This window comes from Saccharopolyspora erythraea, from assembly GCF_018141105.1.
In the GTDB taxonomy this organism is placed as follows: Bacteria; Actinomycetota; Actinomycetes; order Mycobacteriales; family Pseudonocardiaceae; genus Saccharopolyspora_D; species Saccharopolyspora_D erythraea_A.
The window spans coordinates 905,901-923,411 of record NZ_CP054839.1; the positions used below are offsets into that span (position 1 = coordinate 905,901).

The window sequence follows — 17,511 nt, forward strand, 5'->3', positions numbered from 1 at the left end:
CGGGCGACGGACGACGACTGGCTGTCGTCGCGAGGCGTGACTTCGTAGTCCCTCTCCCCGACCCCCTTCCCTTCCGGCCGCCAGGCCGCGCCGCGCGCTGCGCGGGGCAGGCCCGCGGATCCGGTTTGAGCTGATGCGGAGCCGATCGTGATCACAGTCGAGAACCTCACAAAGTCCTTCCAGCACAACAAGAGCAACGTCGTCGCCCTGGACGGTGTGTCGATGGAGGTGCCGGCGGGCGCCGTGTGCGGCGTGGTCGGCCCCAGCGGCGCGGGCAAGTCCACTCTGGCCCGTTGCATCGCCCTGCTGGAGAAGCCCGACAGCGGCGCGATCCGGGTCGACGGCACCGACCTGGTCGCCCTGGACGGCAAGGCCCTGCGCGCCGCGCGCCGCCAGATCGGCGTTGTGCCGCAAGGCGACTCGCTGCTGCGGCAGCGCACCGCCGCGGGCAACGTCGCGCTTCCGCTGGAGGCGGCGGGGGTGGCCGGGCCGCAGCGCCGCAGCCGCGTCGGCGAGCTGCTGGACCTGGTCGGGCTGACCGACAAGGCGTCGGTGTACCCCGACCAGCTCTCCGGCGGGCAGCGCCAGCGCATCGCGGTCGCCCGCGCACTGGCCGCCAAGCCCTCCGTGCTGCTGGCCGACGAGCCGACCTCCGCGCTGGACCCGGGCACGACCGACTCGGTGCTGACGGTCCTGGACCGCGCCCGCTCCGAGCTGGGCGTCACCGTCCTGGTGGTCACCCACGACATGGCCGTGGTGCGCCGGATCGCCGACGACGTCGCCGTGCTGGAGCAGGGCCGCGTGGTCGAGCACGGCAAGGTGCTCGACCTGGTCGCCGAGCCCGGCAGCCGGATCGGCGAGACGCTGCTGCCCGAGACCGGCCAGGCCGACCTGCTCAGGCCGTCGAAGAACGGCCACGACGTGGTCGCAGAGGTGGTCCTGGTCGGCTTCGCCGCCGTGGGCGCCCTGCTGCCCGAGGCCTCCAGCCGGTTCGGCGTCGAGCTGTCCATCCTGGGCGGCGGCCTGACCAGGCTAGGTGAGACGCCGGTGGCCAAGTTCAAGGTCGGCCTCAGCGGTGAGCGCGCGGAGTCGGCGCTGAAGTGGATGGTCGAGCGTGATGCGCACGTGCGTCGTGCGCCGGTCTGTGTTGACGGAGCTGCTGCGTGAGTGATGCGACCCCCTGGTCGGAGGTCCTGGAACTACTGGGGGAGGCGACTGGCCAAACCCTCTACATGGTGCTGGTCTCCACCCTGCTGGCGGTGGCCGGAGGACTGCCGCTCGGAGTGCTGCTGCACCTGACATCGCCCACCGGGCTGAGCCCGAGACCCGTGCTCTACCGCGTCCTGGGCGTGGTCGTGGACGTGGTGCGCTCGGTGCCCTTCGTGGTGCTGCTGGTCGTGCTCGCCTCGTTCACCCGGCTGCTGATCGGCACCTCGATCGGCAGTACCGCGGTGATCGTCCCGCTGACGATCGGTGCCGTCCCGTTCTTCGCCCGGCTGACCCAGAACGCGATCCGCGAGGTGAGCTTCACCGTCGTGGAGGCCGCGATCACCACCGGGTCGAGCCGGCTGCGCATCGTGTGGACGGTGCTGCTCGGCGAGGCGCGGGCGGCGCTGGTCGGTGCGGTCGGCGTGACGGCGGTGGCGCTGATCGGCTACGCGGCGATGGCGGGCGCCATCGGTGGCGGCGGCCTGGGCACCACCGCCATCCAGGACGGCTACCAGGGCTACGACGACCGGATCCTGTACGGCTCCGTGGTCGTCCTCGGCGTGCTCGCCTTCGCGATGCAGCTGATCACCGACATCGCGGCGAAGGTCGTCGACCGGCGCCGTTCCGCGAACCTCTCGTGAGCGGGCGGCCTGGTCGACCACCGGGCCGCCGCCCGAGCTGAAAGTCCAGAAAGGACACCAATCGATGCGTGCCCGTCTTGCCGCCGTGGTGGCGGTGTCCGCCTTCGCGCTGGCCGCCTGCGGTGGGTCCGACGCCGCCGAGGACCCGAACGCCCCGATCTCGGTCGCGGTCAGCCCGCAGCCGCACGGGGAGATCCTGGAGTACGTCGACCGGGAGCTGGCCCCCAAGGCCGGGATCGACCTGGAGATCGAGAAGTTCGACGACTACAACCGCCCGAACGAGGCGGTCGCCAACGGCGAGATCGACGCCAACTACTTCCAGCACATCCCCTACCTCGACCAGTACAAGTCCGAGCGCGGCGGTGACCTGGTGTGGGTGGAGCCGGTACACCTGGAGCCGCTGGCGGTCTACTCCAAGCAGTTCAAGTCGGTGCAGGAGCTGCCCAACGGCGCCACCGTCACGCTGTCCAACGACCCGGCCAACCAGTTCCGCGGCCTGAAGCTGCTGGAGACCAACGGCCTGGTCAAGCTCAAGCCGGAGGCGGCCGTGGGCACCCGGCTGGACGCGGCCATCGCGGAGAACCCGAAGAACATCCAGTTCAAGGACCTCTCGCCGGACCAGCTCCCGCGCTCGGTCGACGACGCCGCGGCCGCGGTGGTCAACGGCAACTACGCGCTCAAGGCCAACCTCGAGAACCCCATCGCGGTCGAGAGCGCGCAGGACAACCCGTACGCGAACGGCCTGGTGACCAGCTCGAAGCTGGTGCAGGACCCGCGGATCAAGAAGCTGGCCGAGATCCTGCGCTCGCCCGAGGTCAAGGACTACATCAACCGCACCTACGGTGGCGTGGGCGTGACCCCCGCCTCCTGATCGCGGCACTTCGACCGCCGGCCACGGCGGTTCCCGACGCCCCGCAGGCACGTCCTGCGGGGCGTCGGCGTTTCGCTCGCGGGCAACCCGGCGCCGGACTCGCGCGGGCACGTACGCTTTAAGGGTGCTCTCCGTGGTACCCACACCCATCACCGTCCGAGTCCCGGCGAAGGTGAACCTGCACCTGTCGGTCGGCGACACCCGCGAGGACGGCTACCACGAGCTGGTCACGGTCTTCCAGGCGCTGTCGATGACCGACGAGGTCACCGTGCACATCGCCGACGAGCCCGGCATCGAGGTGCGCGGCGAGGGCGCCGACTCGGTGCCCACCGGCCCCAGCAACCTCGCGTGGAAGGCCGTGCGGGCACTTGCCGAGCGCTGCGGCCGCGACCCGGACGAACCGGGGGTGCGGGTCTCGATCAACAAGGGCATCCCGGTCGCGGGCGGCATGGCCGGTGGCAGTGCGGACGCGGCGGCGGCGCTGCTGGCGCTGAACCACCTGTGGCGGCTGGAGATGGGGCGCGACGAGCTCGCCGGGATCGCGGCGGGCATCGGCAGCGACGTCCCGTTCGCCCTCCAGGGCGGGACCGCGCTGGGCACCGGACGCGGTGAGCAGCTCATCCCGGTGCTGGCCCGGCACACCTTCCACTGGGTGATCGCGCTGGACCGGCGCGGTCTGGAGACGCCCGGGGTGTTCAGCGAGCTGGACCGCCTGCGCGAGGAGTCGCGGCCCAACCGGGTGGGTGAGGTGGAGCCGGTGCTGGAGGCGCTGGCCTCCGGCGACCCCAGGCAGCTCGCGCTGCTGCTCGGCAACGACCTTCAGGCGGCGGCGGTCTCGCTGCGGCCCGGTCTGCGCCGCACCCTGCGCGCGGGCGTGCAGGCGGGCGCCCTCGCGGGCATCGTGTCCGGCTCGGGCCCCACCTGCGCCTTCCTGTGCACCGACGCGGACGCTGCGGTGCGCGTGGCGGCGGAGCTCTCCGGCGCGGGGGTCTGCCGCACGGTCCGCGTCGCCCAGGGCCCGGTCCCCGGCGCCCGCCTGGTCACCGACGACCGAGCCGACCGCCCGACCCCGCCCCAGGTGCATGCCTGAAGTCGAAGGCCCCCGATGGGGCCTTCGATGGTGCGAAGCACCATCCGTCCGAAGGACGGATGACAGTTCTGGGAGCGCAACAACCGAGTGGCCCACGCCACGAGGAAGCCTCCAGCCAAACCGCACCCGATCGCAGCGTTCCAGCCTGCTGACGCGAGGATGAGACCCTGGATCGCAGTCCGGCCCCGCAACCTGCGGCGCTTCGCACACGACCGCCAATGGAGTAACGAACACCCGATGGTGAACCTGATCAACCTCGAATCGGTGAGCAAGAGCTACGGCGTGCGTCCGCTGCTGGACGAGGTGTCGCTGGGGGTCGGGGCCTCCGACCGCATCGGGGTCGTCGGGCTCAACGGCGGTGGCAAGACGACGCTGCTGGAGGTCCTCTCCGGCAGCGAGGAGCCCGACTCCGGCCGGGTCAGCCACTCCCGCGACCTGCGGATGGCCGTGGTCACCCAGCGCACCGAGCTGCCGGAGGGTTCCACGGTCCGCAACGCCGTGCTGGACCCGCACGGCTTCACAGCCGAGCACGAGTGGGCCGCCGACGCCAAGGTGCGGTCGGTGCTCACCGGGCTGGGCATGACGAGCCTGGGCCTGGACACCCCGGTCGCCGACTTCTCCGGTGGCGAGCGCCGCCGGGTCGCGCTGGCCGCCGCGCTGGTGCGCGAACTGGACCTGCTGGTGCTGGACGAGCCGACCAACCACCTCGACGTCGAGGGTGTGCGCTGGCTGGCCGACCACCTCCTGCAGCGGCGGTGCGCGCTGGTGATCGTCACCCACGACCGCTGGTTCCTAGACGCCGTGTGCAACCGGACCTGGGAGGTCGCGCAGGGCCGGGTGGAGCAGTACGAGGGCGGTTACGCCGACTGGGTCTTCGCCCGCGCGGAGCGGGCCCGGCTGGCGCAGCAGGCGGAGGAGAAGCGCCAGAACCTCGCCCGCAAGGAGCTCGCGTGGCTGCAGCGCGGTGCCAAGGCCCGCACGTCGAAGCCGCGCTTCCGGGTCGAGGCGGCCGAGGCGCTGATCGCCGACGTGCCGCCGCCGCGCGACACGGTGGAGCTGGTGACCTTCGCCAAGCGCCGCCTCGGCAAGACCGTGCTGGAGCTGGAGAACGTCGACCTGCGCATCGCCGACCGCGTGCTGCTGGAAGATCTGACCTGGCTGATCGGCCCAGGCGACCGGATCGGGCTGGTCGGGGTGAACGGCTCCGGCAAGACCACGCTGTTGCGTCTGCTGGCCGGTGAGCGCGATCCGGACGCGGGCAAGCGGATCGAGGGCAAGACGGTCCGGCTGGCGCACCTGACGCAGGAGCTGCACGACCTGCCGGGGGACTGGCGCGTGCTGGAGGCGATCGAGGACGTCGCCGAGCGGGTGACGCTGGGCAAGTACGAGCTGACGGCCTCGCAGCTGGGCGAGCGGTTCGGGTTCGGCAAGGGCAGGCAGTGGACGCCGGTTTCGGACCTCTCCGGCGGTGAGCGCCGCCGGCTCCAGCTCGCCCGGTTGCTCATGGCCGAGCCCAACGTCCTGGTGCTGGACGAGCCGACCAACGACCTCGACATCGACACCCTGCAGCAGCTGGAGGACCTGCTCGACACCTGGCCGGGCACGCTGATCGTGGTCTCCCACGACCGGTACCTGGTCGAGCGGGTCTGCGACAGCGTCCACGCGCTGTTCGGCGACGGGCGGCTGACACACCTGCCCGGCGGCATCGAGGAGTACCTGGAGCGCAGGCATTCGCTGCTGGCGGCGGCCGAGGAGAACGTCGGCAAGCAGGCCGGGGACGCCGCGGAGGCCGCCAGGCCCGCCGGGCTCTCCGGCGCGGAGGAGCGCGCGGCGCGCAAGGAGCTCGGCAGGCTGGAGCGGCAGCTCGACAAGCTGGGCAAGCGCGAGGCGGAGCTGCACGAGAAGCTCGCCGAGGCCGCGACCGAGCCGGACCGGCTCCAGTCGCTCAACTCCGACCTGCGCACCCTCGAGCAGGAGAAGGACGACATCGAGACGCGCTGGATGGAGCTGGCCGACCAGCTCGGCTGAACCACAGGCCCGCCGCACCGTCGCCGACCAGCGCGTCCGCGATCGCCGCGGCGGAGTCCGCAAACCGACCGCGACCCGATCGAGACTGTCCGTAGATCAACCGCCGACGTAAGCTGCGAGCGTGAGTCGGTTCGTTGACGAAGTGGTCGCGTCCGCCCGCGCCAACGCCGGAGACGGTGCTCGCGGGCTCACGACGGGTGAGCCGGACGACCCCCGGCGCCGGACGTGGGCCGAGGTGCACTCGGTCGCCCTGCGGATGGCCGGGGCGTTGCGCGACGAGGTCCGCCCGGGTGATGCGGTGGCGATCCTGGCCGCCGACCCGGGTCTGATCGCACCCGCCGTGCAGGGCGTCTGGCTCAGCGGCGGCAGCGTGACGATGCTGCACCAGCCGACTCCGCGCACCGACCTCGGGCACTGGGCCCAGGACACGCTGCGCGTGCTGCGCATGATCGGGGCGCGGCTGGTCCTGCTAGGTCCGCCCTTCGACCAGCTCTCCGGGCTGTTGAGCGAGAACTCCATCGAGCACCGCCTGCTGGCCGAGCTCGACGGCGAGCCGCTGGCCGGCCCGGTGGAGGTCGGCGAGGACGCGACCGCGCTGCTGCAGCTCACCAGCGGGTCGACCGCCGACCCGAAGGCCGTGCGGATCACCCACGGCAACCTCCACTCCAACATGCGGGGCATGGTCACCGCCGCCGAGCTCGTCCCCGAGCGCGACGTCGCGGTGTCGTGGCTGCCGCTGTTCCACGACATGGGGATGGTCGGCTGCCTGACCGTGCCGATGGCGATCGGCATGGAGGCGGTGAAGGTCACCCCCGCCGACTTCCTGGCCCGCCCGCTGCTCTGGCCGGAGCTGATCAGCCGCTACGGCGGGACGGTGACGGCCGCGCCGAACTTCGCCTACGCCGTGGTCGGCCGCCGGATGGAACGTGCCGACGAGGGCCAGTTCGACCTGTCCACGCTGCGCTTCACGCTCAACGGCGCGGAGCCGATCGACCCGGCCGCCGCCCGCGCGTTCACCGACGCGGGGGCCCGCTTCGGGCTCAGCCCCGACTGCATGGTGTGCGCGTTCGGGATGGCGGAGTCGACGCTGGCGGTGTCGTTCGCGCCGCTCGGGCGCGGCATCGAGGTCGACACGATCGACGCGGGCGCGCTGGAGGAGCAGCGCCGCGCGGTGCCGGTGGGCGCCGGGGAGCCGCGCGAGCGGCGGTTCGCCCTGCTGGGCAGGCCGCTGCCGGGGCTGGAGGTCGACGTCGTCGACGACGCGGGGAAGCAGCTCGGCGAGCGCGAGGTCGGCAGGTTGCGCATCCGCGGCGAGGCGGTGACCCCCGGCTACCTGACCGTGGACGGGCCGCTGGCGACCCAGGACGAGCAGGGCTGGCTGGACACCGGGGACGAGGGCTACCTGGTCGACGGGCAGGTGGTGATCTGCGGCCGCCGCAAGGACGTGATCATCATGGGCGGGCGCAACATCTACCCGGTGGACATCGAGCGCGCGGCCTGCGAGGTCGACGGGGTGCGCGCGGGCAACGCCGCCGCGGTCCGGCAGGAGGCCGGGACCAGGCGGGAGCGGTTCGCGGTGGTCCTGGAGTCCAGGCTCGCCGACGACGAAGCGGCGGTGAAGGCGCTGCGCAAGGAGGTCGCGGCGCGGGTCGTGGACGCCGTGGGCGTGCGGCCGTCGGCGGTGGTGGTGCTCAGGCCGGGCACCTTGCCCAAGACGCCGTCGGGCAAGCTAAGGCGGGCCGCCACCGCGGAACTGGTGCCAGCGGACTGAGTCCTGTCTTTGACTCACCTTGCGTTGGTGGGGCCCGTGGCGGAACCTCAGGCGCCCTCTGGCTCCGGGATCTCTTTCTGACGTATCGCCCATACGTTGCGAAAAGCTGTCCTCGCCGGAGAACGCCTGAGAACCCGCGGCGATGCCGGTTGCGGGCGTTGGGTCAAGCGGCTACGCCGCTTCGAAGACCAAAGGCAGACACTGAGAACGGCACCCGCGGCCTGGCGGCGGGGAACCACGCGTTCGGAGGTGACCGGCGTCAGTGGAAGCGGTTCTGCGCGGCTTCCAGCCCCTCCTTGGCGAGGGACTCGACGGCGTCGGCGCAGAGGTCGACGAAGAAGGCGAGCTCCTTGCGCTCGGCGCCGGAGAAGTCCTTGAGGACGTAGTCGGCCGGGTCCATCCGGCCCGGCGGGCGGTCGATGCCGAACCGCACCCGCAGGTAGTCCTTGGTGCCGAGGGACTTGCTGATCGAGCGCAGTCCGTTGTGGCCGTTCTCGCCACCACCGCGCTTGAGCCGCACCGTGCCGTAGGGCAGGTCGAGCTCGTCGTGGATCACGATCAGCGACTCGGGCTGGACCTTGTAGAACTTCGCCGCGCCGGCGACCGGGCCGCCGGAAAGGTTCATGAACGAACGCGGTTTCGCGAGCACCGCGCGTACGCCGCCGAGCCGTCCCTCGACGATCTCGGCGCCGCTCTTGTGCGCCTTGAACTTGCCGCCGACGCGCGCGGCGAGCTCATCGGCGACCAGGAAGCCGATGTTGTGCCGGTTGCCCTCGTAGCGGGGGCCGGGGTTGCCGAGCCCGACGATCAGCGCAATCGGTTCGGGTGTGCTCACGAGACGCCGTCTCTCCTGGGGAGGTTCGGCCGGAAGGGGCACGGCGCGCCGCTGGTGCGGCGCGCCGCCCGCCCGGCGTCAGGGGGTCAGCCCTCTTCGGACGCGGCTTCGGTGGACTCGGCCTCGCCCTCGGCGGCCTCCTCCTCAGCCAGCTCCGGGGCCATCTCGGCCTCGGAGGGGGCCTCGGTGACGTTGACGATCAGCAGGTCCTCGTCGGCCTGCAGCAGGACGCCGCGCGGCAGCACGATCTCCGAGGCGGTGATCTGGGTGCCGACCTCGGCGCCCTCGATCGAGATCTCGAACTGCTCCGGGATGTGCAGCGCCTCGGCCTCGACCGAGATCTCGGTGACCTCGTGGGTGACCAGGGTGCCCGGGCCGGCGTCGCCGCTGAGCACGACCGGCACGTTCACGGTGACCTTCTCGCCGCGCTGGACCAGCAGCAGGTCGACGTGCTCGATGTAGTTCTTGATCGGGTGGGTGGTGATGGTCTTGGTGAGCGCGAGCTCGCTGTTGGAGCCGGCCACCTCGAGGGTGAGGACCGCGTTGTGCCCGTTCTCACGGATGGCACGCGCGAACTCGACGGCGGGCAGGGACAGGTGCTTGGGGTCGGCGCCGTGGCCGTACAGGACGGCGGGGACCTTGCCGGCGCGGCGGGTGCGGCGGGCGGCACCCTTTCCGAACTCGGTGCGCGGTTCGACGGTGAGACGGACCTCGGACACGGTGTTGCACTCCTCGTGACGTCGGGCGGGACGTGGATGGGTCGCTGGCCTGCGGCGGCGGGGCGCGCTACGCGGCGTGAGACGACGCGGTGCCGGATGCGGCACCCGGTGTGCGAACGGCACCGGTGTGGCCGACCAGAAGGGTCGGCGGCCACCATGCCGCCGCGTCGATCACGCCGGGCGAACGACCCGACCTCGCCGAGGCAACCCGAACAGTCTAAGAGGCGCTTCGGGACCGCGCTGCATCGGGTTGCGTGACGCGGACGGTAACCGCGTGGGAACTTCCTGCGGCGCAGTGGTTCCGGATGCTCCCGGAGCGTCCGGGCGACGCAACGCCCTCGCGTCGCGGGACCGGCTGCGGCGGATCAGGGGTGTGCCGCGGCGGTTTCGTCGTAGCGGTCGCGGGCGTCGAGGACTTCGGTGACGTGGCGCTCGGCCCACGCCGTGACAGCGTGGATGGGCTCCAGCAGGGACCTGCCGAGGGCGGTGAGCTCGTAGTCGACCCGCGGCGGGACCTGCGCGTGGACGGTGCGGATCAGCAACCCGTCGCGCTCCATAGCGCGCAGCGTCTGGGTGAGGACCTTGGGCGCGACGCCGCCGATCGCCTTGCGCAGCGCGGTGAAGCGCAGCGGCCCGGACTCCAGGAAGAGCACGACCAGCGTGGTCCAGCGGTCGCCGATGCGGTCGAGCACGACGCGGGTCGGGCACTGGGGATCCATCACGTCGGCGACCAGCGGCGCACCGTCGGTCCCGTCATTGGTAACCACACGGTACTTATACCACTTTGAAGTCACTGGTTACCAATCGATACCGTCGCGCCGTACCAGGCAGGAGGAGGTAAGCGATGCGACTGGTGTTGTTCGGTGCGACGGGCTTCGCGGGCGGCGCGATCATGCGGGAGGCCACCGCGCGCGGCCACGAGGTCGTCCCGGTGGCGCGCAACGTGGGTTCGCTGCCCGGCGCTCGCGCGGGTTCGCTGCACGACGAGGCATTCGTGCTCGATGTGACCAGCGGTGCCGACGTGATCGCCGTGGCGATCCCCGGCCGCCCGATGGAGGACGGCCGCAAGCTGCTCGACGCGGTGCCGGGGCTGTTCGCGGCGGCGCGCAAGCACGGCGCGCGAATCGGTGTCGTGGGCGGTGCGGGCAGCCTGCGCGTGTCGGAGGACGGGCCCCGGCTGATCGACACGCCGGAGTTCCCGGCGGAGTTCAAGGACGAGGCGGGCTCGCACGCCGAGGTGCTGGAAGCCTTCCGCCAGGCGCCGGCGGAGGTCGACTGGTTCTACCTCAGCCCCGCGGCGGTCTTCGGCTCGTACGCGCCCGGCGAGCGCACCGGCCGCTACCGGACGGGCGGGGACGTGCTGTTGACCGATGAGGAAGGCGTCTCCGCGATCGGCGGTGACGACTACGCGATCGCCTTCGTCGACGAGGTGGAGTCGGCCGTGCACTCGCGCTCCCGGTTCACGGTGGCGTACTGAGACTGACGGGCGCGGACGGCGCCGGGGCGCGGAGGCAGCCCCGGCGCCGCCCGCCCTGAGCCGGCCAGGCGTCATCCGAACGCGCGGTCTCGTCACGGTTTGATCGCCGAGGGGCATATGGGCGCTTCGCCGGGGTTAAGTTGACCCGCATGGCTGCCAACGCGAGCTCTGGTGACAACGAGGTCCCGGAAGACGGCAACGGCGTCCCGGAACCGACCTGGAAGGCGCGCCTCAAGCAGGTGGGCCCGGGGGTCATGGCCGCGGCGACCGGCGTCGGCGCGGGCGACCTGGTCGCGACCATGGTCGCGGGCGCCCGCTACGGCTACGCGCTGTTCTGGGCGGTGGTGCTGGGCACCGCGTTCAAGCTCGCGCTGGGCGAGGCCGTCGGGCGCTGGCACCTCGGCTCCAACCGCACGATGCTCTCGGGCTGGCGCACGCTCGGCCGGTGGGCGACCGGCTACTTCGGCGTCTACATCGTGGTCTGGGGCTTCATCTACGGCGCCACCGCGATGTCGGCGTCGGCGCTGCCGCTCAACGCGATGTTCCCGGTCCTGCCGGTCGGCGGCTGGGCGGTGGTGTGCGGGCTGGCCGGGCTCGGCCTGGTCTGGTTCGGCCGCTACGCCCTGCTCGAGAAGGTCATGACGGTGCTGGTCGGCATCATGTTCGTGACCGTCGTGGGTACCGCGCTGATGGTCGGTCCGAACCTGTTCGAGCTGACCAAGGGCCTGGCGCCGTCGCTGCCGGAGGGCTCGGTGGCCTACGTGCTCGGCCTGATGGGCGGTGTCGGCGGCACCATCACGCTGGCCGCCTACGGCTACTGGACCTTCGCCAAGGGCTGGCGGTCGCCGAAGTGGATTCCGTTCATGCGGACCGACAACGCGGTCGGTTACATCACCACCGGGATCTTCGTGGTCGCGATGCTGGTGGTGGGTTCGGAGATCCTGCTCGGCCAGGAGCTGACCGAGAGCGACAAGGGACTGCTCACGCTCGGCGAGCGGCTCGCGGTGGACTACGGCCAGTGGGCGCGGATCCCGTTCCTGGTCGGCTTCTTCGCCGTCGCGTTCACCTCGGTGATCGGGGTGTGGAACGGCGTCAGCCTGCTGTTCGCCGACTGGTGGCGGACCTGGCGGATGCCGAAGGAGGCGCCGGAGGAGACCGCCGAGACCTACGACCACAAGGCCGGCATGCACAGCACGCCGTACCGGATCTACCTGCTGTGGCTGACCTTCCCGCCGATGTTGCTGCTGTTCCTTGGCAAGCCGTTCCAGCTCACGATCATCTACGGCGTGCTCGGCGCGCTGTTCATGCCGTTCCTGGCGGGCACCCTGCTCTTCCTGCTCAACTCGAAGTCGCACATGCCCGCGCCGCACCGGTCGCGGTGGCTGTCCAACGCGATACTCGCGCTGTGCCTCCTGCTGTTCGTGGGAGTGGCGGTGAACGAGATCATCGGCATGTTCGAGTGAGAGTTGGGGCACTTCGCCGCCTGGATGGAAATTTGAAGCCTCAAGAAAGCGTTGGCGCCGGGGACTCTCCGTGTCACCCCGAGGAGGACGCTTCATGACGGCCACCGACCAGGCCCCCGCCCTGGAGATCGAGCAGCACGTCCAGGACCTGCTGTTCCGCGAGGCCCGCACCGCCAACACCTTCAGCGACGAGCCCGTCACAGACGAGCAGGTCCGCGCCATCTACGACCTGGTCAAGTGGGGACCGACGTCGATGAACCAGCAGCCGTTGCGGGTCGTGCTGGTGCGCTCGGACGAGGCCAGGCAGCGGCTGCTGCCGCTGATGGGGGAGGGCAACCGGGAGAAGACCGGCAAGGCGCCGCTGGTCGCGCTGCTGGGCACCGACACCGAGTTCCACGAGAAGCTGCCCCGGCTGTTCCCGCACTTCCCGGGCGCCAGGGACGTCTGGACCGACGACGACTTCCGCGCCAGGCACGCGCGGCTGAACGCGGCCCTGCAGATCGGCTACTTCATCGTCGGCGTGCGCGCCGCCGGGCTGGCCGCGGGCCCTATGACCGGGTTCGACGCCGACGCGGTGACCAAGGAGTTCTTCCCCGAGGGCCAGCAGGCCCTGGTCGCGGTCAACCTCGGCAAGCCGGGCCCCGACGCCTGGTTCGAGCGGCTCCCGCGCCTGGACTACGACGAGGTCGTCACCACCGTCTGAGAGCTGTCGTCGAACTCAGCCGCACACGGCGAACAGGAAGGCCCCGGTCCGCGCGGACCGGGGCCTTTCGCCGCGAAGGCGCCTGATCAGGCCTTGCCGTCGAAGAGGCTGGTGACCGAGCCGTCCTCGAAGACCTGGTGGATCGCCTCGGCGACCAGCGGGGCGATCGAGAGCACCGTCAGCGTGTCGAAGCGCCGCTCCTCGGGGATCGGCAGCGTGTTGGTCAGCACGACCTCCTTGGCACCGCACGAGGACAGCCGCTCGACCGCCGGGCCCGACAGGACCGCGTGGGTGGAGGCGATGATGACGTCCTTCGCGCCCGACGCGAGCAGCTGCTCGGTGGCCTTGGTGATGGTGCCGCCGGTGTCGATCATGTCGTCGACCAGCACGCACAGCCTGCCCTCGACGTCACCCACGACGCGGTTGGCCACGACCTGGTTGGGCTTGCTGGGGTCACGGGTCTTGTGGATGAACGCCAGCGGCGTGCCGCCGAGGTCGTCGGCCCACTTCTCGGCGACCCGCACCCGGCCGGAGTCCGGCGAGACCACGGTGATGTTCTGGTCGTGGTAGGTGTCGCGGACGTAGCTGGCCAGCATCTTCTGCGCGAACAGGTGGTCCACCGGCCCGTCGAAGAAGCCCTGGATCTGGTCGGTGTGCAGGTCCACCGCCATGATCCGGTCCGCGCCCGCGGTCTTGAACAGGTCGGCCATCAGCCGCGCCGAGATCGGCTCGCGGCCCTTGTGCTTCTTGTCCTGGCGGGCGTAGCCGTAGAACGGCATGACCACGGTGATGCGCTTGGCGCTGGCGCGCTTGAGCGCGTCCACCATGATCAGCTGCTCCATGATGGCGTCGTTGAGCGGGTTGCAGTGCGACTGGATGACGAACGCGTCACAGCCGCGCACCGACTCGTCGTAGCGGACGAAGATCTCGCCGTTGGCGAACTTGTACGCGGCCTGGGGCGTGACCGTTACGTCGAGCTGCTTGGCCACCTCCTCGGCAAGTTCCGGGTGACTGCTCCCGGAGAAGAGCTTGAGGCTCTTCTTCGGGGTCGCAGACATGGCACTCACGGTCATCGTCCCTCCCCGTTGACTCCCGGCGTTGGGCGTCACTCTGTCGGATTGGTGGTTGTTACTTCGGTTTCCGACCGCTGGTCGGCTTGCGCCCGCTGTGCGGCCTCGTCGGCGGCGGTACCCGGGCGGCGCCTGGCCACCCAGCCATCGATGTTGCGTTGCCTCCCCCGCGCGACCGCCATCGCGCCGGGGGGGACGTCCTGGGTGATGGTCGACCCGGCGGCGGTGTAGGCGCCGTCGCCGATCTCGACCGGGGCGACGAACGTGTTGTCCGCGCCGGTGCGGGCGTGCGAACCGATCACCGTGGGGTGCTTGGCCACGCCGTCGTAGTTGACGAAGATCGTCGCGGCACCGATGTTGCTGTACTCGCCGATGGTCGCATCTCCGACGTAGGTCAGGTGCGGGACCTTCGTGCCCTCGCCGATCCGGGAGTTCTTGACCTCGACGAACGTGCCGATCTTGCCCCTGGCGGCCAGCCGGGTGCCGGGGCGCACGTAGGCGAAGGGGCCCACCGTCGCGCCCGGGCCGATCTCGGCGCCGTCGCCGTGGGTGCGCACGACCTTCGCGCCGTGGTGCACCGTGCAGCCGGTCAACGTCGTCTCCGGGCCGATGGTCGCGCCCTCTCCGACCGTGGTGCCGCCGCGCAGCTGCACACCGGGCTCCAGCACCACGTCGCGGTCGAGCTCGACGTCGCAGTCCAGCCACACCGACGCCGGGTCGACGACCGTGACGCCCTTGCGCATCCAGTGCCGCAGCAGCCGCTGGTTGAGCTCGGCGCCGAGCCGGGCCAGCTGCACCCGGTCGTTGACGCCCTCGACCAGCCACGGGTCGGAGCAGACCAGCGCGCCGACCGGCCTGCCGTCGGAGCGCGCGATGGACAGCACGTCGGTGAGGTAGAGCTCGCCCTGCGCGTTGTCGGTGGAGATCCTGCTCAGCGCGTCGGAGAGCACCTCGGCGTCGAAGGCGTAGACGCCGGAGTTGATCTCGGTGATCTCCGCCTGCTCCGGGGTGGTGTCCTTCTGCTCGACGATGCCGGTGACCTGGCCCGCGGTGTCGCGGACCAGCCGCCCGTAGCCGGTCGGGTCCTCGACGACGGCGGAGAGCACGGTGACCGCGTTGCCGGAGTCGCGGTGCTCGGCGAGCAGGGCGCGCAGGGTGTCGGAGTCGAGCAGCGGCACGTCGCCGTAGCTGACGAGAACGGTGCCGGTCAGCCGGCCCGCCAGCGGCTCGAGCCCGCAGGCGACCGCGTGGCCGGTGCCGAGCTGCTCCTCCTGGACCACCGTGCGGACGTCGCGGTCCAGCGAGTCGGCAACGCCCTTGAGATGCTCGCCGACGGCGTCGCGGCCGTGCCCGAGGACCACGACCAGCTCGTCGGGACCGATGCCCGCGGCGGCCCGCACCGCGTGCTCGACCAGCGGCCTGCCCGCGAGCCGGTGCAGCACCTTGGGCGTGGCCGAACGCATCCGGGTGCCCTCGCCCGCGGCCAGCACCACCGTGCTGACGCTCGCCGAAGGCTCGCCGGACGCACTGCGGGCAGACGGGCGGGCGTTCTCGCCCATGAGCATCAGCGCTCTCCCTTGTCTCTGGAAGCTGCCCGTGGCAGAGCCGCCGCCTGGCGGCGGGCCGCGGGTCGGCTTCGCTGCGGGGACCGACGCACCGGCTGGCGCGTGCTTGTGGCGTCCAAGCGGGTGAAGGGTAACCGGGGGAGTCGGACCCGCGGCCGGTGCCCCTGCCCGCTTGCTCGGCGCTGCGATGGTACCGCCCATCGGGCGCTCTTCCGCTCGCCGGTGTGCTCCGAGCAGCGGGTTTTCCCACTACGCAGGGGGTATCGAGGTCCTGCTCACAGCTCGTCCGGACGGGCTCACAGCGCGTCCGGCGGAGTCCAGACCGCGTGCCGCGCACCCTCCGGCGCACCGCTGCTGCCGGGGAACGCCGAGACCTGGTTGCCGCCGCCGCGCTTGGCCTGGTACATCGCCGCGTCGGCGCGGGCCAGGACCTGCCCGCCGGACTCCTGCGGGCGCATCGCGACCACGCCGATCGACAGCGTCACACCCCGCGAGAGCTGGTGGGGCAGCCGGTCGACGGCCTCCACGGTGCGTTGCAGCGCCGCCTCGGCCGCGGTGAGCGTGACACCCGGCAGGAGGACGACGAACTCGTCACCGCCGTAGCGGGCGACGAAGTCGTCGGTGCGCAGCGTGTCGCGCAGCGTGCTGGCCACCACCCGCAGCACGTCGTCGCCCTCGGCGTGCGAGCAGCGGTCGTTGACCCCCTTGAAGCCGTCGAGGTCGACCAGCGCCACCGACAGCGGCTGGGAGTCGTGCCGGTCCTGCAGCTTGTCGAGGCGTTCGTCCAGCGCGCGGCGGTTGGACAGCCCGGTGAGCGGGTCCTGCAGCGCCTGCCGGGTGATCGCGTCGTGGCGGTGGTTGAGCCGGTAGTTGTCCAGCCGGGTGGCCAGGGTGGACAGCCGCACCTCGCGCATGGTCCACAGCTCGGTCTCCAGCTCGAGGGCGTAGTCGCGCAGGGCCTCGCTGGTGCCATCGGCGTCGAGCTCGGAGAGCTGGGCGTACTCGCGGGCCAGGGAGATCCGCAGCGTCGGCTCGGAGTTGTCGTCCTTGAGGTCGGTCCGGGTCTCCGACAGCAGCCGCACCGCCTCCTCGCCCCGCCCGGCGCCGCTGAGGCACCGCGACAGCGCGATCGCGACGATGATCTGCTCGCGCGGGTGCATCGAGCGGTCCAGGTCCCGCAGCGACTCCAGCCGCTCGATGTGCTCGACGTGCGGCTGGGCGAGCGCGTGCGCCGCGCCGAGCACCGGCATCTGCTCCGAGGCCGGCCGGTCGGCGACCCGCGGGAACAGCGACTCCCGCCACGGGCCCTCGACGGCGACCGCAATAGCGGATGCCGTGGCGAAGCGGTCGGTGGCCTCGGCGACCTGCCCGATGCGCTCCAGGCGCAGGCCCCAGCCGAGCAGCATCCGGCAGCGGTTGATCATGTGCACGGCGATCTCGTGCGGGCCGCCGCTCTCCCGGATGCGCTGGTGGGCGCGCGCCATCACCTGGTCGGACATCTCGTACACGCCGAGCTGGGTCAGCACCAGCCCGATGTCGATCAGGGCCTGCGCCAGCAGCCGTTCCCACGAGCGGCGGCCGAGCGTGGCGTCGGGCACCAGCTCGTTGTCGAGCATGCTCATGCCGTTGGCGATCTCGGTGAGCGCGCTGTCCTCGCTGCCCGCCAGCAGCGCGCGCCTGCCGCGCAGGGCGTGGGCGTCGGCCTCCAGCACCTGCAGGCCGTGGCGGCGGGAGTGGGTGAGCAGCTCGTCGAGCAGCGCGTCGGCGCTGTCGAGCAGGTCGGGGACCGAGAGCCGGATGGCCGCGCAGTGGCGCAGGAGCTGGGCGACGATCCGGGGCTCGCCGCGGCGCTGCGCCTCGTTGAGCAGGTTGTCGGCCTCGCGGACGGTGCTGCGCTGGCCGAGTGCGTCGCTGTGCTGACCGACGGCGTTCAGCTCGCGTGCGCGTCCGACCAACCACGCGTCCGAGACCTCGCTCAGCGTGGTTGCCGCTTCTTCGCGCACGGCCGTCGTCTCGTCGTGCAGCGGCGCACACCCCCTGTCAACAATTCCTCCCGGCCCCGCTGGACC

Annotated in this window: 15 protein-coding genes; 9 read left to right on the forward strand and 6 right to left on the reverse strand. The window is 71.5% G+C overall.

What is annotated here, in order from left to right; translation table 11 throughout:
• Positions 1-147: 147 nt before the first annotated feature.
• The 6 genes from HUO13_RS04165 to HUO13_RS04190 all read left to right on the forward strand — a co-directional run bounded on the left by HUO13_RS04165 (position 148) and on the right by HUO13_RS04190 (position 7,610).
• Entirely contained in the window at positions 148-1,167 is a 1,020-nt protein-coding gene (locus HUO13_RS04165) for a methionine ABC transporter ATP-binding protein (RefSeq protein ID WP_211900176.1), read from the forward strand.
• Positions 1,164-1,850: a methionine ABC transporter permease gene (locus HUO13_RS04170; protein WP_249124439.1), complete on the forward strand. Its 687-nt coding sequence runs from the start codon at positions 1,164-1,166 to the stop codon at positions 1,848-1,850. Before HUO13_RS04165 ends, HUO13_RS04170 begins: the two co-directional genes overlap by 4 nt.
• 64 nt (positions 1,851-1,914) lie before the next feature.
• Positions 1,915-2,721, forward strand: coding sequence for a MetQ/NlpA family ABC transporter substrate-binding protein (locus HUO13_RS04175; protein ID WP_211900177.1), 807 nt, complete (start codon positions 1,915-1,917; stop codon positions 2,719-2,721).
• A 133-nt stretch (positions 2,722-2,854) separates the two neighbouring features.
• Positions 2,855-3,811, forward strand: a complete 957-nt coding sequence (locus tag HUO13_RS04180) for a 4-(cytidine 5'-diphospho)-2-C-methyl-D-erythritol kinase (RefSeq protein WP_211902639.1) — start codon at positions 2,855-2,857, stop codon at positions 3,809-3,811.
• A gap of 237 nt (positions 3,812-4,048) precedes the next feature.
• Positions 4,049-5,839 carry an ABC-F family ATP-binding cassette domain-containing protein gene (locus HUO13_RS04185; protein WP_211900178.1) on the forward strand — a complete coding sequence of 597 codons (1,791 nt, stop codon included), beginning with the start codon at positions 4,049-4,051 and terminating at the stop codon, positions 5,837-5,839.
• A gap of 121 nt (positions 5,840-5,960) precedes the next feature.
• Positions 5,961-7,610, forward strand: a complete 1,650-nt coding sequence (locus HUO13_RS04190) for a fatty acyl-AMP ligase (RefSeq protein ID WP_211900179.1) — start codon at positions 5,961-5,963, stop codon at positions 7,608-7,610.
• A 259-nt stretch (positions 7,611-7,869) separates the two neighbouring features.
• Here HUO13_RS04190 and pth read toward each other — a convergent pair whose 3' ends face one another.
• The 3 genes from pth to HUO13_RS04205 all read right to left on the reverse strand — a co-directional run bounded on the left by pth (position 7,870) and on the right by HUO13_RS04205 (position 9,931).
• On the reverse strand, positions 7,870-8,445 hold the full coding sequence (pth, locus tag HUO13_RS04195; protein ID WP_211900180.1) for an aminoacyl-tRNA hydrolase: 576 nt from the start codon (positions 8,443-8,445) through the stop codon (positions 7,870-7,872).
• Positions 8,446-8,531: 86 nt separating this feature from the next.
• Complete coding sequence (locus HUO13_RS04200; RefSeq protein WP_211900181.1) at positions 8,532-9,164, reverse strand: 50S ribosomal protein L25/general stress protein Ctc; 633 nt, start codon at positions 9,162-9,164, stop codon at positions 8,532-8,534.
• Between the two features lie 365 nt (positions 9,165-9,529).
• On the reverse strand, positions 9,530-9,931 hold the full coding sequence (locus tag HUO13_RS04205) for a winged helix-turn-helix transcriptional regulator (protein ID WP_249124440.1): 402 nt from the start codon (positions 9,929-9,931) through the stop codon (positions 9,530-9,532).
• A 77-nt stretch (positions 9,932-10,008) separates the two neighbouring features.
• Here HUO13_RS04205 and HUO13_RS04210 point away from each other — a divergent pair, with 77 nt between their 5' ends.
• The 3 genes from HUO13_RS04210 (at position 10,009) to HUO13_RS04220 (ending at position 12,807) form a co-directional block, all read left to right on the forward strand.
• A complete protein-coding gene (locus HUO13_RS04210) occupies positions 10,009-10,641 on the forward strand; it encodes an NAD(P)-dependent oxidoreductase (RefSeq protein ID WP_211900182.1) in 633 nt (210 codons plus the stop codon).
• 149 nt (positions 10,642-10,790) lie between these two features.
• Complete coding sequence (locus HUO13_RS04215; protein WP_211900183.1) at positions 10,791-12,104, forward strand: Nramp family divalent metal transporter; 1,314 nt, start codon at positions 10,791-10,793, stop codon at positions 12,102-12,104.
• A gap of 94 nt (positions 12,105-12,198) precedes the next feature.
• Positions 12,199-12,807: a malonic semialdehyde reductase gene (locus tag HUO13_RS04220; protein WP_211900184.1), complete on the forward strand. Its 609-nt coding sequence runs from the start codon at positions 12,199-12,201 to the stop codon at positions 12,805-12,807.
• An 86-nt stretch (positions 12,808-12,893) separates the two neighbouring features.
• On the opposite strand, the gene HUO13_RS04225 is transcribed toward HUO13_RS04220, so the two are convergent.
• The 3 genes from HUO13_RS04225 to HUO13_RS04235 form a co-directional block, all read right to left on the reverse strand.
• Positions 12,894-13,865, reverse strand: a complete 972-nt coding sequence (locus tag HUO13_RS04225; RefSeq protein ID WP_249124441.1) for a ribose-phosphate diphosphokinase — start codon at positions 13,863-13,865, stop codon at positions 12,894-12,896.
• Between the two features lie 47 nt (positions 13,866-13,912).
• Positions 13,913-15,436 carry a bifunctional UDP-N-acetylglucosamine diphosphorylase/glucosamine-1-phosphate N-acetyltransferase GlmU gene (gene glmU / locus HUO13_RS04230; protein ID WP_211902642.1) on the reverse strand — a complete coding sequence of 508 codons (1,524 nt, stop codon included), beginning with the start codon at positions 15,434-15,436 and terminating at the stop codon, positions 13,913-13,915.
• A gap of 302 nt (positions 15,437-15,738) precedes the next feature.
• Complete coding sequence (locus tag HUO13_RS04235) at positions 15,739-17,445, reverse strand: GGDEF domain-containing protein (RefSeq protein ID WP_211900185.1); 1,707 nt, start codon at positions 17,443-17,445, stop codon at positions 15,739-15,741.
• Positions 17,446-17,511 lie beyond the last annotated feature (66 nt).

What these genes read in the sequence shown, in the direction of transcription:
- HUO13_RS04210 (WP_211900182.1), top strand. Translation starts at nt 10,009, where the DNA reads ATGCGACTGGTGTTGTTCGGTGCGACGGGCTTCGCGGGCGGCGCGATC.
- HUO13_RS04225 (WP_249124441.1), bottom strand. Translation starts at nt 13,865, where the DNA reads ATGTCTGCGACCCCGAAGAAGAGCCTCAAGCTCTTCTCCGGGAGCAGT.
- HUO13_RS04215 (WP_211900183.1), top strand. Translation starts at nt 10,791, where the DNA reads ATGGCTGCCAACGCGAGCTCTGGTGACAACGAGGTCCCGGAAGACGGC.
- HUO13_RS04185 (WP_211900178.1), top strand. Translation starts at nt 4,049, where the DNA reads ATGGTGAACCTGATCAACCTCGAATCGGTGAGCAAGAGCTACGGCGTG.
- HUO13_RS04175 (WP_211900177.1), top strand. Translation starts at nt 1,915, where the DNA reads ATGCGTGCCCGTCTTGCCGCCGTGGTGGCGGTGTCCGCCTTCGCGCTG.
- HUO13_RS04220 (WP_211900184.1), top strand. Translation starts at nt 12,199, where the DNA reads ATGACGGCCACCGACCAGGCCCCCGCCCTGGAGATCGAGCAGCACGTC.
- glmU (WP_211902642.1), bottom strand. Translation starts at nt 15,436, where the DNA reads ATGGGCGAGAACGCCCGCCCGTCTGCCCGCAGTGCGTCCGGCGAGCCT.